The sequence below is a fragment of the Streptomyces pluripotens genome (assembly GCF_000802245.2).
Classification (GTDB): domain Bacteria; phylum Actinomycetota; class Actinomycetes; order Streptomycetales; family Streptomycetaceae; genus Streptomyces; species Streptomyces pluripotens.
The window spans coordinates 5,210,791-5,226,231 of sequence record NZ_CP021080.1; the positions used below are offsets into that span (position 1 = coordinate 5,210,791).

Annotated in this window: 12 protein-coding genes and 1 pseudogene; 7 read left to right on the forward strand and 6 right to left on the reverse strand. The window is 70.6% G+C overall.

What is annotated here, in order from left to right; all coding sequences use genetic code 11:
- Positions 1–31: 31 nt before the first annotated feature.
- The 3 genes from LK06_RS23565 to LK06_RS23575 form a co-directional block, all read right to left on the reverse strand.
- Positions 32–751 (reverse strand): helix-turn-helix domain-containing protein, encoded by a 720-nt coding sequence (locus tag LK06_RS23565; RefSeq protein WP_039651564.1) that lies wholly within the window; start codon positions 749–751, stop codon positions 32–34.
- Positions 752–927: 176 nt separating this feature from the next.
- Positions 928–1,617, reverse strand: coding sequence for a response regulator (locus tag LK06_RS23570; protein ID WP_039651565.1), 690 nt, complete (start codon positions 1,615–1,617; stop codon positions 928–930).
- On the reverse strand, positions 1,614–3,254 hold the full coding sequence (locus LK06_RS23575; protein WP_043434850.1) for a sensor histidine kinase: 1,641 nt from the start codon (positions 3,252–3,254) through the stop codon (positions 1,614–1,616). The genes LK06_RS23570 and LK06_RS23575 overlap by 4 nt, the downstream gene beginning before the upstream one ends.
- 154 nt (positions 3,255–3,408) lie before the next feature.
- Between LK06_RS23575 and LK06_RS23580 the strand changes: the two genes are divergently transcribed.
- A complete protein-coding gene (locus tag LK06_RS23580) occupies positions 3,409–4,833 on the forward strand; it encodes a cation:dicarboxylate symporter family transporter (RefSeq protein WP_043434847.1) in 1,425 nt (474 codons plus the stop codon).
- Between the two features lie 130 nt (positions 4,834–4,963).
- Here the strand turns inward: LK06_RS23580 and LK06_RS23585 are convergent, their stop codons facing one another.
- The gene (locus LK06_RS23585) at positions 4,964–5,587 is read right to left on the reverse strand and encodes a TetR/AcrR family transcriptional regulator (protein ID WP_039651568.1); all 624 of its coding nucleotides are present in this window, start codon (positions 5,585–5,587) and stop codon (positions 4,964–4,966) included.
- 117 nt (positions 5,588–5,704) lie between these two features.
- On the opposite strand from LK06_RS23585, the gene LK06_RS23590 reads away from it, so the two are divergent.
- The 6 genes and pseudogenes from LK06_RS23590 (at position 5,705) to LK06_RS23615 (ending at position 11,655) form a co-directional block, all read left to right on the forward strand.
- Complete coding sequence (locus LK06_RS23590) at positions 5,705–7,375, forward strand: MFS transporter (protein ID WP_039651569.1); 1,671 nt, start codon at positions 5,705–5,707, stop codon at positions 7,373–7,375.
- Between the two features lie 94 nt (positions 7,376–7,469).
- Entirely contained in the window at positions 7,470–8,234 is a 765-nt protein-coding gene (locus LK06_RS23595; protein ID WP_039651617.1) for a DUF2127 domain-containing protein, read from the forward strand.
- A 122-nt stretch (positions 8,235–8,356) separates the two neighbouring features.
- Positions 8,357–8,467, forward strand: a pseudogene (locus LK06_RS23600) (Lrp/AsnC family transcriptional regulator); the annotation flags it as partial.
- A gap of 29 nt (positions 8,468–8,496) precedes the next feature.
- Positions 8,497–8,925: a MerR family transcriptional regulator gene (locus LK06_RS23605; RefSeq protein ID WP_039651570.1), complete on the forward strand. Its 429-nt coding sequence runs from the start codon at positions 8,497–8,499 to the stop codon at positions 8,923–8,925.
- Entirely contained in the window at positions 8,898–9,254 is a 357-nt protein-coding gene (trxA, locus tag LK06_RS23610) for a thioredoxin (protein WP_039651571.1), read from the forward strand. The genes LK06_RS23605 and trxA overlap by 28 nt, the downstream gene beginning before the upstream one ends.
- Before the next feature lie 169 nt (positions 9,255–9,423).
- Entirely contained in the window at positions 9,424–11,655 is a 2,232-nt protein-coding gene (locus tag LK06_RS23615; RefSeq protein WP_052269863.1) for a HelD family protein, read from the forward strand.
- A 112-nt stretch (positions 11,656–11,767) separates the two neighbouring features.
- Here LK06_RS23615 and glgB read toward each other — a convergent pair whose 3' ends face one another.
- Together glgB and LK06_RS23625 are read right to left on the reverse strand one after the other, a co-directional pair.
- On the reverse strand, positions 11,768–13,963 hold the full coding sequence (gene glgB, locus LK06_RS23620; RefSeq protein ID WP_234367489.1) for a 1,4-alpha-glucan branching enzyme: 2,196 nt from the start codon (positions 13,961–13,963) through the stop codon (positions 11,768–11,770).
- Between the two features lie 46 nt (positions 13,964–14,009).
- Entirely contained in the window at positions 14,010–15,413 is a 1,404-nt protein-coding gene (locus LK06_RS23625) for a maltokinase N-terminal cap-like domain-containing protein (protein WP_043432663.1), read from the reverse strand.
- Positions 15,414–15,441 lie beyond the last annotated feature (28 nt).

Sequence of the window (15,441 nt, forward strand, 5' to 3'; positions counted from 1 at the left end):
CAGCGGATGACGCATCTGGGTGAACTCGCCGTCAACGGGCTTCGGCGCCGCCCTCGACCCTGTCCCAGAAGTACTCCACGATCCGGTCCAGGAACGCGCGGCCGGAGTCGCTGGAGGCCCTGGCCGCGCTGTTTCCGCCCCAGCTGAGGCTGGCCACCATCTGGCCCTGGTAGTCCTGGTGCAATTCCTGGAGCACCTTCTCCAGCCGCGCCCGCTCGACCGCGGCGACCTTCCCGACCGGCCTGACATAGGCCTGCCAGCGTGTGGTGACCGCGCTGCGCAACAGTTCGGCGAGCTTGTCCTCCCGCCCGGTGACGGCGACGAAGTCGGGCAGCGACAGGTCCAGGACCTCCGCGAGCGCGGCCGTCTGCCGGTCGTTGCCCCGCCAGTCGCCGCTCTCCTCCATCCGTAGATAGGAACGCAGATCGGCACCGACGGCACGGGCGACGTCCTCCGGTGCCAGAGCGCGGGCGATGCGGTGCTCACGAAGGGTCCGTGGCCGGCCGATGAGTTCACCCGGCGAACACCACAACACACCTGACAGCGCGGTGAGTTCGAGGTTATTGGGAGCGATGGTGCCGCGTTCCCAGGCGATCACGAGTTCCGGGGTGGCATGCGGCAGTCCGTACGAGACACGCAGTCCGTAGGCAACGTGCTCGGGTCCCATGCCGAGCGCGGCGCGGAGCCTGCGGGCGGCTGGAGCGTTGAACGGGGGAGTCGAGGGGCTGGGCTGGGGTGAGGGTTGGCGCACCCCGGACAAGGTAGGGGCGCACGGGTGTCCTGACTACGGTGGGTTCGGACGAGACCACGCGTCGTAGGTTCGTACGTGTGGACCGTGCGTCCCGTTGTGGACATTCGGTGCCACCTTCGTCACCTGGGGTTACCGTGCGTCATCCCTTGGGTGGGGATGCGTCGGCGGCCCGGTTCTCACCGTCCCTGCGCCACCCACCGGTAGACCAGCTCGGGCCGCCCGACCTGCCCGTACAACGGGTTCCGGGCGGCGCGGCCCGCGTCGACCAGGTGCTCCAGGTACCTCCGGGCGGTGATCCGGGACGTGCCCACGGCCTCGGCTGCCCCGGCGGCCGTGAGGCCCTCGGCCGTCGCTCGCAGGGCCGCCGTCACCCGTTCCAGCGTCGGCCCGCTCAGACCTTTCGGCAGCGCGGCCGGGGCCGGTGCCCTGAGTACGGCCAGCGCCCGGTCCACCTCGTCCTGGCCGCCGGCCTCGCCCACCGCCGCGTGGAACTCGGCGTAGCGGATCAGCCGGTCCCTGAGCGTGGCGAAGGTGAAGGGCTTGAGCACGTACTGGACGACCCCCAGCGAGACGCCCTCCCGGACCACGGCCAGATCCCGCGCCGAGGTCACCGCTACCACGTCAGCGTGATGCCCGGCAGCCCGAAGGGAGCGGGCGAACTGCAGGCCGTGCACGTCCGGCAGGTGCAGATCGAGCAACAGGAGATCCACAGCCGTACGGTCCAGGGTGCGGCGGGCCTCCGCGCCCGTGTGCGCCGTGCCGACGACAACGAAGCCCGGCACCCGGTCCACGTACATCACGTGCGCGTCGGCGGCCACTGGATCATCCTCCACCACGAGCACCCGGATGGGCGTGGAGTCCGTCATCGCACGCCGCCTTCCGGAACCGGGCACGCCGCGCGCAGTGGCAGCCGCACCTCGAACACCGCACCGCCCCCGCCGTCCCCGTCGGACTCGGCCACCGTCAACGCGCCCTCTTGGCGGACCACCGCCTGCCGGGCCAGGGCCAGCCCGAGTCCCCGCCCGCCGGGGCCGGCCGGCTTCGTCGAGAACCCCCGCTGGAATACCAGATCGGCATGGGCGGGGTCGACACCGGGGCCGGTGTCCGTGACCCGCAGCACCACTTCGGAGGCGTTCGCGCAGGCCGTCACCGTCACCCGGGCCCCCGGTCCGCCTTGCGCGGCGTCCACTGCGTTGTCGATGAGGTTCCCGAGGACGGTCACCAGGTCCCGCGCGGACAGACTTTCCGGCAGCAGACCGTCGTCCAGGCGGCTGTCCTGTGAGACCACCAGTTCCACGCCTCGCTCGTTGGCCTGTGCCGCCTTGCCCAGCAGCAGCGCGGCCAGCACCGGTTCGCGTACCGCCGCGATCACCTGGTCGGTCAACGCCTGGGCCAGTTCCAGCTCTGCCGTGGCGAATTCCGCCGCCTCCTGAGCCCGGCCGAGCTCGATCAGCGACACGACCGTGTGGAGGCGGTTCGCGGCCTCGTGCGCCTGCGACCGAAGAGCCTGGGTGAAGCCGCGCTCCGAGTCCAGCTCGCCCATGAGCGATTGGAGTTCGGTCACGTCCCGGAGGGTCACGACCGTGCCGCGCTGCTCCCCGCCGGAGACCGGGGAGGTGTTGACGACCAGCACCCGGGACGCCGTCAGATGCACTTCGTCCACTCGGGGCTCCGACGACAGCAACGCTCCCGTCAGAGGTGCCGGAAGGCCCAGGTCCGCCACCGAGCGGCCGATCACGCCTTCCTCCTCGTCCACGCCCAGCAGTTCCCGCCCACCGTCGTTGATCAGGGCCACCCGGTAGTGCCCGTCCAGCATCAGCAGACCCTCGCGAACCGCGTGCAGCGCCGCCTGGTGGTAGTCGTGCATCCGGCTCAGTTCGGTGGCGTTCATGCCGTGGGTGTGGCGGCGTAGCCGGGCGTTGACGACATAGGTGCCGACCGCGCCCAGCAGCAGGGCTCCGCCGGCTACCCCGAGCAGCGCCGTGACCTGGTCCTGGACCCGTTCGCTGATCGTCTCCACCGTGATGCCGGCGCTCACCAGGCCGATGATCCTTCCGCCGTCGGACACCGGGGTCACCGCGCGGACGGAGGGGCCGAGCGTGCCGGTGTAGGTCTCGGTGAGGGTGCGGCCGTGCTGGGCGGGGCCGATGTTGCCGAGGAAGGGTTTGCCGATCTGTCGTTCGTCGGGATGGGTCCAGCGGATGCCGGTCGGGGTCATGATCGTGACGAAGTCGACCTTCGCGTCCCGCGTGATCTGCAGGGCGTACGGTTCGAGCCGTGCCGTAGGGTCCGCGCTGCGGATCGCCGAGCGCACCGAGGGGGAGTCGGCGATCGAGCGGGCCACCGCGGTGGCCTGCCGGGCCGCTGCGGTCTCAGCCTGCCGCTGGTCGCTGACGTAGGTGAACAGCGCGTACCCGGCCACGACCACCGCTATCAGCACGGCCTGCATGGCGAACAGCTGTCCCGCCAGGCTGTGGGGCCGGCGGAGGGCGGGGAAGCGCATGCCAGCAGTGTGCCCTTCCGGTCCGGCGTGAACTAAATGAACGCAAGGGTGACCGCCATCACAGGGCGGGAGATAGTCGCGGCATTCCCCAACAACGCCCGGACGTGAGCCGCACGCCGGTTGTTCGCCGACGAAGACGTCAAGGAGGGCAGTCGTGGCCGCCAGTACTCCCCACCCGGCACCTGCCGCACCCCGCGTGGAGCGGGATCGAACCCATTACCTGTACATCGCCGTCATCGCGGCGGTCGCACTCGGCATCGCCGTGGGGCTCATCTGGCCCGACGCCGCGGTCCAGCTCAAGCCGCTGGGTACCGGATTCGTGAAACTGATCAAGATGATGATTTCGCCGATCATCTTCTGCACGATCGTGCTCGGGATCGGTTCCGTGCGGAAGGCCGCCAAGGTCGGTGCCGTCGGCGGGATCGCGCTGGGCTACTTCCTCACGATGTCGTTCGTCGCTCTCGCGGTCGGACTCGTGGTCGGCAACCTGCTGCACCCGGGCGAGGGCCTGCACCTCACTGATGCGCTCAAGCAGACCGGGCACGCCCAGGTGTCCAGTGAAGCGCTCGGGCCGGTCGACTTCGTACTGTCGGTCATCCCGGCCACGTTCGTGTCCGCCTTCACCGAGGGGCAGGTCCTCCAGACGCTGCTGGTGGCCCTGCTGGCCGGGTTTGCGCTGCAGGCCATGGGCTCGGCCGGACAGCCGGTGCTGCGCGGCATCGAGCACATGCAGCGGCTGGTCTTCCGTGTCCTGTCCATGGTCATGTGGGCCGCGCCGGTCGGCGCCTTCGGTGCCATCGCGGCGGTGACCGGTTCGGCCGGCCTGGAGGCGCTCAAGAGTCTCGCCGTGCTGATGCTCGGCTTCTACCTCACCTGCTTCCTCTTCGTCTTCGTGGTGCTGGGAGCGTTGCTGCGGATCGTCGCCGGCCTGAACGTCCTCTCCCTGTTCAGATATCTCGCCCGCGAGTTCCTGCTCATCCTGTCCACCTCCTCCTCCGAGTCCGCGCTGCCGCGGCTGATCGCGAAGATGGAGCACCTGGGCGTCAGCAGGCCGGTCGTCGGTATCACCGTGCCGACCGGCTACTCCTTCAACCTCGACGGCACGATGATCTACATGACCATGGCGTCGCTCTACATCGCGGACGCGCTGGGCACACCGATGTCGCTGGGTGAACAGATTCCGCTGCTGCTGTTCCTGCTCCTGGCCTCCAAGGGGGCGGCCGGTGTCAGCGGGGCGGGGCTGGCCACGCTGGCCGGCGGGCTGCAGTCGCACAAGCCCGCGTTGGTCGACGGGGTCGGGCTGATCGTCGGCATCGACCGGTTCATGAGCGAGGCGCGGGCGCTGACCAACTTCGCCGGCAACGCGGTCGCCACGGTGCTGGTGGGCACCTGGACGAAGGAGATCGACGGGGTCCGCGTCCGGAGGGTGCTCGCCGGTGAGTTGCCGTTCGACGAGACGACGCTGCTGGATGAGCGCCGCTCCGTGGGTAGCGGGCTTCCGGAGCCGAGGGAGCCTGGGGAGCCTGGGGAGCGAAGGGGGTCGAGGGGGTCGAGGGGGGAGGAGCCGGTCGGGGTCTGAGGGTCCCGCCCCCCTTCATCTCCGGACGTCCGGCCCCGCCTGAACCCGGGCCGGGCGTCCGGTCGCCGCCACCGGGCGGCCGAGCCTCCCCCTCTCGGCCGCCCGGTCTCGTTCCTCTGTGCGCCTCCGCTCACGCCGGTCGGTACACCTCGGCCACCAGCGCGGTGGCCTTCGCCGTAGGTACGCCCGCCGCGGTCAGGACGGTGACCGTGGCCGAGCGGCCCGCCTCCTGCGCTGGTAGCAGGCCGTCGTTCACCGCCTCCATCACCGCGAACAGCATCTGCTCGTGCACGTACGCCAGCGCCGGCGCGGGCAGAGGGGAGTGGAACACCCCCTCGTCCAGACCCCGCTGGAGCAGTTGGACCTTCCCCTCGCGCAGCGGTGCGAGGCGTTCGCGGATGCCCTGCACGGTGACCGTGCGCTGGGCCAGGGCGATCAGCAGCCGATAGCGGTCGGCGATGTCCCAGACGGCGAGTACCGAACGGGCCACCGCCTCCGCCGGGTCGGTCACCTTGGCGCGGGCTCGTGCGTCCGCGTCCACCAGGGCTGCCACGGCGTCATCGACGAGTGTGCTGATCAGCGCCTCACGACTGGGGAAATGGCCGTACACGGTCCGTCGCACGACTCCCGCGGCGCGCGCGATCTGGTCCATGGAGGCGTCAGGATCGCGCAGCAGTTCGGCGAGGGCGACGTCGAGGATGCGACGTCGGTTGGCGTCGGCGCGGCTGGTGTTACCCGTGGTCATGGCAGCCATTCTGCACGCCCTTCAGCGACTTGCACACTGCTGTGCAGCAGCGTACATTGCACATCGTTGTGCAATTGCACGCCGTTGTGCAAGTCCTGTCGCGATCCGAGGAAGGCAATCCCTGCCATGCGACTCGTCATGACCGAACCGGTCGAGAAGATGGAGCGCCCGTACGCACGGCGCTGGTGGGCGCTGCTGGTGCTCTGCCTGAGCCTGCTGATCATCGTGATGGCGAACACCGCCCTCACCGTCGCGGCTCCCGACATGACGAGGGACCTGGGTCTCTCCAGCGCCGACCTGCAATGGGTGATCGACGGCTACACCGTCCCGTACGCGGCGCTGATGCTGCTGCTCGGCGCGATCGGCGACAAGTACAGTCGGCGCGGTGCGCTCGTCCTGGGCCTCGTGGTCTTCGGCGGCGGAGCCGTCTTCGGCTACCTCGCCGGTAGCGCCGCCACCGTCATCGCGGCCCGCGCCGTGATGGGCGTCGGTGCGGCGCTGATCATGCCCGCCACCCTCTCGCTGCTCGCCGCGACCTTCCCGCGCGCCGAACGTGCCAAGGCGATCACCCTGTGGACCGCCACCGCCGGGCTCGCCATCGCGGCCGGACCGGTGGTCGCCGGTGCCCTGTTGCGCGACCACGGTTGGTCCTCGACCTTCCTGATCAACGTGCCCATCGCAGCCGTCGCGATCGTGGCCGCCTTCGTCCTCGTACCTCCGTCGAAGGCCGGCCACCACGACCGCATCGACTACGTCGGCGGCCTGCTGTCGGTGCTCTGGACCGGCTCCCTGGTGTACATGATCATCGAGGGGCCGCACTTCGGCTGGGACGGCAAGGCGATCACGGCTGCCATCACCGCGGGTGCCGGCCTCGTCGCCTTCGCCCTGTGGGAGCTGCGCCACCCCCGTCCGATCCTGGACGTGCGCCGCTTCACCCGCCGCCGCTTCGCGGGCTCCAACCTCGCCGTCGCCCTGTTCTTCCTAGCCGTCTTCGGTGCCTTCTACTACCTCACCCAGCACCTGCAGTTCGTCCTCGGCTACGACGCCCTGCAGACCGGCGTCCGCATGCTCCCGCTGGCCGGAGCCGTGTTCGTCGGCTCGGCCCTGACCGGCTGGCTCACCCCGCGCGTGGGCATGAAGTGGACCGTCAGCGCCGGCATGGTCGGCGGCACGACCGCCCTCGCACTGCTGACCGGGGTGGACGCGGGCTCCACCTACGGCGACTTCCTGGCGCCCCTGATCATCCTCGGCCTCGCCATCGGCCTGGCCCTCTCGCCCTGCACCGACGCCATCATGGGCGCGTTCCCGGAGTCCGACCTGGGCGTCGGGGGTGCGGTCAATGACACCTCGCTGGAGCTGGGCGGCTCCCTCGGCATCGCCATCCTCGGCTCGCTGCTCGCGACCTCGTACGGCGACCACCTCACTGACGCCACCGCAGGCAGCAAGCTCCCGGCGAGCGCGTTGGACACGGCCCAGGACTCGGTCGGTGCCGGGTACGCGGTGGCCCAGGGCATCGGCGACAAGGCGCACCAACTGGCCGCACAGGCGGCGCAGGCGTCTGACCCGCAGCAGGCTGCCCAGCTCAAGCAGCAGGCCGCCGAACTCGCCACCGGTGCCCGGCAGATGGCTGATGCCGTCGGTTCCTCCTTCTCCGATGCTGTCGCCCACACCAGCCTGATCGGCGCCGTGATCCTCGGCGCCGGCACGATCCTGGTGGCCTTCCTGCTGCCGCGCCGCGAGGCCCCCGCGCCGGAGCCGGCCGCCGAGGCGGAGCTGGTGGGCACCGGAACCAGCTGACCGGCTCCTACCGCCGTTCGCTAACGTGCCGTTCCGGATCGACCGGAACGGCACGTTCGTGCGTGGCGTCTGTCTGTGTATGGAGGCACGGGGGATGAAGATCGACTGGGACCGGCGGACCTGCGCGCGCAAGGGTCATGTGACCTACGCGCCCGACGATCCCCGGCTGCGGGTACGGCTGCACGCCCGGACCGCGCTCGGGGACGTGTGGCGCTGTCTGCGCTGCGGCGACTTCGTGCTCGGCGAGCCGCACGGCTCCGGACCGGCCGGGGACGCCCCGCTGGTACCGCGCGGAAAGGTCCTCCGCGATCTGTTCATCCTCCGCTTCCTGGCCGTCGAGCGGGTCGTACGCGGGGTGTTCATCGTGCTCGTCGCGGTCGCGGTGTGGAGGTTCAGCAACAGCCAGGACGCGGTGCGCCGGCTCTTCAACGAGTACCTGGACGTCTTCCGTCCGGTGTTCCGGCACTTCCACTACGACCTGGACCACTCACCGGTCGTCGGATCCCTACAGAAGGCCTTCGGCTACAAGCACTCCACGCTGCTGCTGCTGGCCGGTCTGCTGCTGGCCTACGCGCTGATCGAGCTGGTGGAAGCGATCGGCCTCTGGTACGCCAAGCGGTGGGCGGAGTACTTGACGGTGGTCGCCACGGCCGCCTTCCTCCCGTTGGAGATCTACGAACTCACCGAGCACATCAGCTGGCTGAAGATCACCACGTTGGTGCTGAACGTCCTCGCCGTCCTCTACATCGCCCTGACCAAGCGCCTGTTCGGTCTGCGCGGCGGACGCCCGAAGTTTGAGGAGGAGCGGCACAGCGCCTCCCTGCTGGAGGTGGAGGAGTCGGCCGGGGTCATGGTCTGAAGGCCCCGGTCGGCCAGCGATGGCCGACGGCGTGGCTGACCTGACGCGGGGGCTGGTACGAACCGGGGAGCCCGAGCCGCTTGGGCGAGACCTCGGCGGCGGTCCTGAGACGGGCGGGCAGGCACCTGGAGGAGATCCTGGAGCAGACTTCGGCGCTGGGCCGGACCACGACGTCGCTCGTGCTGACCTCACCGGTGCGCAGCAAGCCGCTTCTGCCCCCGGCCTTGCCTTGACGCCGGCGTCAAGGCCTACGGTCGTTGCTATGCGAATCGGCGAGCTGGCCGCACGAGCCGGGACCACCACCCGCACCCTGCGCTACTACGAGGCGCGGGGGCTGCTGCCTGCCCGGCGCGACGACAAGGGGCACCGCTGGTACGACGAGAGCGATCTGCGGCTGCTGACGCAGATCCGGACGTTGCAGGACTTCGGGTTCGGTCTGGAGGAGACACGACCGTTCGTGGAGTGTCTGCGCGCCGGGCATCCGCAGGGCGACTCCTGCCCGGCGTCGCTGCTGGTCTACCGGCGCAAGCTGGAGGAGTTGGACGCGCTCATCGGACAGCTGACGGCAGCCCGGGAAGAGGTCGCGGGGCAGTTGGCCCGGGCTGAGCGGGCGCGGGACGAGCTGGCTGCCGAGGCGCTGGTTCCGGGGGGTCCGGAACCGGTATGCGAACTGGGAGGGCCGACACGGTGACGTTGGCGAGCGGACTGGGCGAGGTGACCGACGCCGACTTCACGGCGGAGGTGATCGGGGCCGACCTGCCCGTACTGGTGCAGTTCACGGCTGACTGGTGCGGGCCGTGCCGGCAGCTCGCGCCGGTGCTGAGGGACATCGCCGCCGAGGAGGACGGCAGGCTGAAAGTGGTGCAGATCGATGTGGACCGCAATCCGGGGACGACCGTCGCCTACGGTGTGCTGTCGACGCCGACCCTGATGGTGTTCCGGAACGGCGAGCCGGTCCGGTCGATGGTGGGGGCGCGGCCCAAGCGGCGCCTGCGGGAGGAACTGGCCGACGTGCTGTAAGAAACCGATCCACCCACAAAGAAATCCCCCGAGCAATTGCGCTCGGGGGATTTCTTTGCGTATATTCAGTGGTTCGCGACTTCAATTTAGGAAGGCGCGGAAAGTTCAATGAGCGCAGTATATCCGGGCGGGAGTGGAATTGTCAAACACCGATTTTCCGGACGATGAATTGCAGCGCGAGCAGGAATTCATCGACGGACTGTACGCGCGCGCGGACGTGCTGCGCGGCGAGGCCCGGACCTCGGTCGCGGACGCGCTCGCCCAGGGTGACAAGCCCATGCAGGCCCGGCTGGAGCGGGACATCCTGGTCACCGAGCGCTCGGGGCTGCTCGCCGCGCTGAACGCCGTGGACGGCTCGATCTGCTTCGGCCGGATCGACCTCTGCGACGGCACCAGCCACCACATCGGCCGGATCGGCCTGCGCGAGGACGACACCGAGCGCACCCCGATCCTCATCGACTGGCGGGCCGACGTCGCCCGCCCCTTCTACCTGGCCACCGGGCACACCCCGATGGGACTGCGCCGCCGCCGGCACATCGCCACCCAGGGCCGGACCGTGACCTCCCTGCACGACGAGATCCTCGACCTCGGCGACGCCACCCGCACCGGACACGAGGACCCCACCGGGGACGCCGTCCTGCTGGCGGCGCTGAACTCGGCACGCACCGGCCGGATGAGCGACATCGTGCAGACCATCCAGGCCGAGCAGGACGAGATCATCCGGGCGCCCCACCGCGGGGTGCTCGTCGTGGAAGGCGGTCCCGGCACTGGCAAGACCGCGGTCGCCCTGCACCGCGCGGCCTACCTCCTCTACGAGTACCGGGAACTGCTGGCCCGCCGGGCCGTCCTCATCGTCGGCCCCAACCCGGCCTTCCTCGGCTACATCGGAGAGGTACTGCCCTCCCTCGGTGAGACCGGGGTGTTGCTGGCCACGGTGGGCGAGTTGTTCCCCGGCGTCACCGCGACCGCCACGGACACCCCGGAGGCGGCCGAGGTGAAGGGCCGCGCCGAGATGGCCGGCGTGCTCGCCGCCGTCGTGCGCGACCGCCAGGAACTGCCCGATCCGGTCATCGCGGTCGAGCACGACCGAGAGGTGCTGATGCTGGACGACGGCCTGGTGGGCGTCGCCCGGGAACGCACCCGTGCGGCCGGACTGCCCCACAATGCGGCCCGCGAGCACTTCGAGGGACACATCCTCAACACCCTCACCGAGCTGTACGCCGAGCGCGTGGGCACCGACCCGTACGACGGCAGCAGCCTGCTCGACGCCTCCGACCTCACCCAGATCCGCGACGAACTCGCCGAGAACCCCGAAGTCTGGGACGCCATCGACCGGTTGTGGCCCGTGCTGACCCCGCGGCAGTTGGTCGCCGGCTTCCTGGCAGAACCGGACGGCCACGTGGCGAAGGAGGACGCCGACGTGATCCGCCGCCCGGTCACCCGTGCCTGGACCCTCGCCGATGTACCCCTCCTCGACGAAGCGGCCGAACTGCTTGGCGAGGACGACCGGACGGCCAGGGCCGGCGCCGAGCGGGAACGCCGGACCCAGGTCGCCTACGCGCAGGGCGTACTGGACGTCTCCTACGCCTCCCGAACCTATGAGTTCGAGGACAAGGAGGAGAGCGATCCCGAAGGCTCGGAGGTGCTGTCCGCGCACGACATCATCGACGCCGAGCGCTTCGCGGAGCGGCAGGAGGAGGCCGACCACCGCAGTGCCGCCGAGCGGGCCGCGGCCGACCGCACCTGGGCGTTCGGACACATCATCGTCGACGAGGCGCAGGAACTGTCACCGATGGCCTGGCGGCTGCTGATGCGGCGCAGTCCCACCCGCTCGATGACCTTGGTCGGCGACCCCGTGCAGACCTCGGAGGCGGCCGGCGTCGGCTCCTGGTCGGACATCCTGGGCCCCTACGTCGAAGACCGGTGGGAGCACGCCCGCCTCGGCGTCAACTACCGCACCCCGTCGGAGATCATGGACCTTGCCGCGGCCGTCGTCCGGGCCGAGCGCCCGGACTTCAACCCGCCCAGCTCCGTCCGGTCGACCGGGGTACGGCCGTGGGTGCGCCGGGCCCTGGCCGACCTGCCCGGCGCCGTGGCCGGGGCGGTCGCCGAACTCGCCCCCGCCGAGGGGCGGCTGGCGGTCATCGCCCCGCGTGAGCTGCACCGCTCGCTGGCCGCCCGCCTCGACGGGGTCACGGTAGGTGCCGGGCCCGACCTGACACGCACCGTCGTACTGCTCGACCCACGTCAGGCCAAGGGTCTCGAATTCGACTCGGTCCTGGTGGTTGAGCCGGCCCGGTACGGCACGAGCGACCTGTACGTCGCGCTGACCCGGGCCACCCAGAGGCTGGGGGTGCTGCACTCCGGTGCACTGCCGCCGGGCCTGACCGACGGGGAATGACGGTGGGCCCAGCCGGCACCAGGGCCCCGGGTGCCGGCTGGGCCTCTGGACCTGCTCCGGGGGAGGTTCCCGCACGGGCCGGTGTGCGACGGCCGGTGTCTGCGGGGATGCGTCAAGCCGGTCGCAGCCACACCGTCGCCAGTGGCGGCAGGGTCAGCCGGATGCTCGCCGGGCGGCCGTGCCAGGGGTGGGGCTCTGGTTTGACGACGTCCGGGTTGGTGACGCCGCTGCCGCCGTAGCCGCTGGCATCGGTGTTGAGCACTTCCAGCCAGGCCGGTACGTGCTCGGGAACGCCGAGGCGGTAGTCGGGTCGGACCAGCGGGGCCAGGTGGGAGACGGCGAGCAGCAGGTTGCCGTCGGCATCGCGGCGCAGGAAGGCGAAGACGTTGTCGTCCGCCGCGTCCCCGGTGATCCACTGGAAGCCGTCCGGGTCGGCGTCCTGCTGCCACAGCGCGGGCGTCACCCGGTACAGCGCGTTCAGATTCCGGACCAGGTCCCGCACTCCCCGGTGGTCGGCCCCGCCGCCGTAGGACGCATCGAGCAGCCACCAGTCGGGGCCGTGTGCCTCGTTCCATTCGGCGCCTTGGGCGAACTCCTGGCCCATGAAGAGTAGTTGTTTGCCCGGGTGGGCCCACATGAAGCCCAGGTAGGCGCGGTGGTTGGCGCGCCGCTGCCACCAGTCGCCCGGCATCTTCGACACCAGGGACTGCTTGCCGTGGACGACTTCGTCGTGGGAGATCGGCAGGACGTAGTTCTCGCTGTAGGCGTAGACCATCGAGAACGTCATCTCGTTGTGGTGGTACTTGCGGTGCACCGGCTCCTTCTGCATGTACTGGAGCGAGTCGTGCATCCAGCCCATGTTCCACTTCAGGCCGAAGCCGAGTCCGCCGCTGTCGGTGGGCCGGGTCACGCCGTCCCACGCCGTGGATTCCTCGGCGATGGTGACCACGCCGGGGCAGCGTCGGTAGACGGTGGCGTTCATCTCCTGCAGGAAGGCCATGGCGTCGAGGTTCTCCCGGCCGCCGAAGACGTTCGGTTCCCACTGGCCGGAGTCGCGTGAGTAGTCGAGGTAGAGCATCGAGGCGACGGCGTCCACGCGCAGGCCGTCGATGTGGAACTCCTCGCACCAGTAGACGGCGTTGGCGACGAGGAAGTTGCGGACCTCGGTGCGGCCGTAGTCGAACTCGTACGTGCCCCAGTCGGGATGCTCGGCGCGTCGGGAGTCCCCGGGTTCGTAGAGCGGGTCGCCGTCGAAGCGGGCCAGGGCCCAGTCGTCCTTGGGGAAGTGCGCCGGTACCCAGTCCATGATCACGCCGATGCCGGCCTGGTGCAGCGCGTCGACCAGGTACTTGAAGTCGTCCGGTGTACCCAGCCGGGAGGTGGGGGCGTAGTAGGAGGTGACCTGGTAGCCCCAGGAGCCGCCGAAGGGATGCTCGGCGACCGGCATCAGCTCCACGTGCGTGAAACCCATCGTGCTGACGTAGGCGGGAAGCTCCTTGGCCAGCCGGCGGTAGTCCAGCCCAGGGCGCCAGGAGGGCAGGTGAACCTCGTACACGGAGAACGGCGCTTCGTGCACCGGAGTATCACCACGGCGGGCCATCCACCCTCCGTCACCCCACTCGTGGTGCGAGGCGTGCACGATCGAAGCCGTGTCCGGCGGCACCTCGGCACGCCGTGCCATCGGGTCCGCCTTGAGGAACCGGCGGCCGTCCCGGGACGTGATCTCGAACTTGTACGGCTCCCCCTCACCGATGCCCGGTACGAACAGTTCCCAGACACCCGTGGAGCCGAGAGAGCGCATCGGAAAGCCGGTGCCGTCCCAGAAGGAGAAGCCGCCCGTGACCCGGACCCCCCGTGCGTTTGGCGCCCACACCGCGAACCGGGTGCCGGGCACGCCCTGCTGGGTGGTGACGTGCGCGCCGAGCGCTCGCCACAACTGTTCGTGCCGGCCCTCGCCGATCAGGTGCAGGTCCAGCTCACCGAGGGTGGGCGGGAACCGGTAGGCGTCCTCGGTCTCGTGGACCGTGCCGTCGTACGCCACGAGCAGCCGGTAGGAGGGGATCTCGGCGAGGGGGAGCAGCCCCGAGAAGAAGCCGTCCCCGTCGTCGTGTAGTTCCGCCCGCAGACGTCCGCAGTCCACGGTGACCGTTCGCGCGGACGGGCGGAACGCCCGCACGGCGACTCCACCCGGGACCGGGTGGGCACCGAGGACGGAGTGCGGGTCGTGATGGGCGCCGTTGAGCAGCCGCTCGCGATCAGCGGTGTCGACGGCGGCGGGGGCCAGGGCGGCCGGCTTCTTGGACGTCACGAGCGAGTCTCCCGGGCGAGGGTCGGGTCGGGCGGAGCGGGGCGGGTCAGGCCGGATCGCACGTGGCGAGGCGGCGGATCGCCGAGAGCGGTACGGGGAGCCAGTCGGGGCGGTGCCGGGCCTCGTAGACGACCTCGTAGACCGCCTTGTCGGTCTCGTACGCCCGCAGCAGCACCGGATCGGTGCGCGGATCACGGCCGGACACCTCCGCGTACCCCGAGCAGTAGGCGGCCCGGCAGGTGCTCGCCCAGCCCGGGACGGGCGGAGTCGCGGAGTGGGCGGCGTAGTCGAAGGAGCGAAGCATCCCCGCGACGTCCCGCACCGGCGGCTGCGGCGTACGGCGCTCGGCCAGCGGTCGGGCCGGCTCGCCCTCGAAGTCGATCAGCAACCAGTCGCCGGACGGTGAGCGCAGGCACTGCCCGAGGTGCAGGTCGCCGTGCACCCGCTGGGCGGTCCAGGTACGGCCTCCGGCGCCGAGGGCGGACAGCGCTCGGTACGCCGAGCGCAGCCCGGGCTCGTACGACCGCAACGCCGGCACCGCCCGGACGGCCGCCGCCAGTCGCTCGGTCATGCCGTCGACCAGTGAGCCCAGTTGGGTGTGGCCGACGGTGACCGTCGGCAGCGCGCGGGCGAGGGCGGTGTGCACCTCCGCGGTGGCCCGGCCCAGCGCCTGCGCCTCGACGGCGAAGTCCTCCCCCTTGGCGAGCTCCCGGAGCGCCAGCTCCCAGCCGTCGGTGGCGCCACTCACGAACGGCTGGAGCACGGCCAAGACACAGGACTCCCCGGTGTCCCCGCCCAATCCGGCCCGCAGCCATGCGACCGGCGCGGGTACCCGGGGGCAGCCCGCGCGGGCCAGGGCGAGGGGTATCTCCAGGTCGGGGTTGATACCGGGCACGACCCGGCGTAAGAGCTTCAGGATGAACGTGTCTCCGTAAACGATCGAGGAGTTGGACTGCTCGGCGGTCATCAGCCGGGCCACGAGACCCCCGCGGATCTCCTGGCGCGGATCGCGCTCGAACCGCAGCCCGCCGATGCGGGCCTGGGAGCGCAGCCCCTCCAGGAGCACTTCGGCGGGCCGGGGGTCGTACAGGGCCTCGTACGCCGCGTGTCCGGCGAGCGGCCCGTCTTCCAGGTGTCCGATCAGCGCGGGCGCCAGCCGGGGCGGCAGCGTCTCGCGCACGCCTATGAGGAGCTGGTAGCAGTCGCCGGGGTGCGGCGGCGCACCTGGCACCGGCGGCTGGTGGATGCGCAGGATCAGGTGATACAGGCCCAGCCTGCGGTGGCCGGGGGGCAGCAGTTCGGTGGCGGCCACGGCGGTGAACCCGGTGACCGGGCGTCCCTTGCCCGCGAACCAGCGCTGGCTGGGCAGCCATGTTCGCAGCAGGGGATCCAGCGAGGCGAGGAGCCGGTGGGGAGCGGTGGCGCTAGAAGGGGTGACTGCTTTCGCCATGGCGTCACCTGACCCGGGAGAACTGGTC

Excerpts from the sequence above, each read along its gene's own strand:
- LK06_RS23590 (WP_039651569.1), top strand. The coding sequence starts at position 5,705 with ATGCGACTCGTCATGACCGAACCGGTCGAGAAGATGGAGCGCCCGTAC.
- trxA (WP_039651571.1), top strand. The coding sequence starts at position 8,898 with ATGCGAACTGGGAGGGCCGACACGGTGACGTTGGCGAGCGGACTGGGC.
- LK06_RS23570 (WP_039651565.1), bottom strand. The coding sequence starts at position 1,617 with ATGACGGACTCCACGCCCATCCGGGTGCTCGTGGTGGAGGATGATCCA.
- LK06_RS23585 (WP_039651568.1), bottom strand. The coding sequence starts at position 5,587 with ATGGCTGCCATGACCACGGGTAACACCAGCCGCGCCGACGCCAACCGA.
- LK06_RS23595 (WP_039651617.1), top strand. The coding sequence starts at position 7,470 with ATGAAGATCGACTGGGACCGGCGGACCTGCGCGCGCAAGGGTCATGTG.
- LK06_RS23605 (WP_039651570.1), top strand. The coding sequence starts at position 8,497 with ATGCGAATCGGCGAGCTGGCCGCACGAGCCGGGACCACCACCCGCACC.
- LK06_RS23625 (WP_043432663.1), bottom strand. The coding sequence starts at position 15,413 with ATGGCGAAAGCAGTCACCCCTTCTAGCGCCACCGCTCCCCACCGGCTC.
- LK06_RS23575 (WP_043434850.1), bottom strand. The coding sequence starts at position 3,254 with ATGCGCTTCCCCGCCCTCCGCCGGCCCCACAGCCTGGCGGGACAGCTG.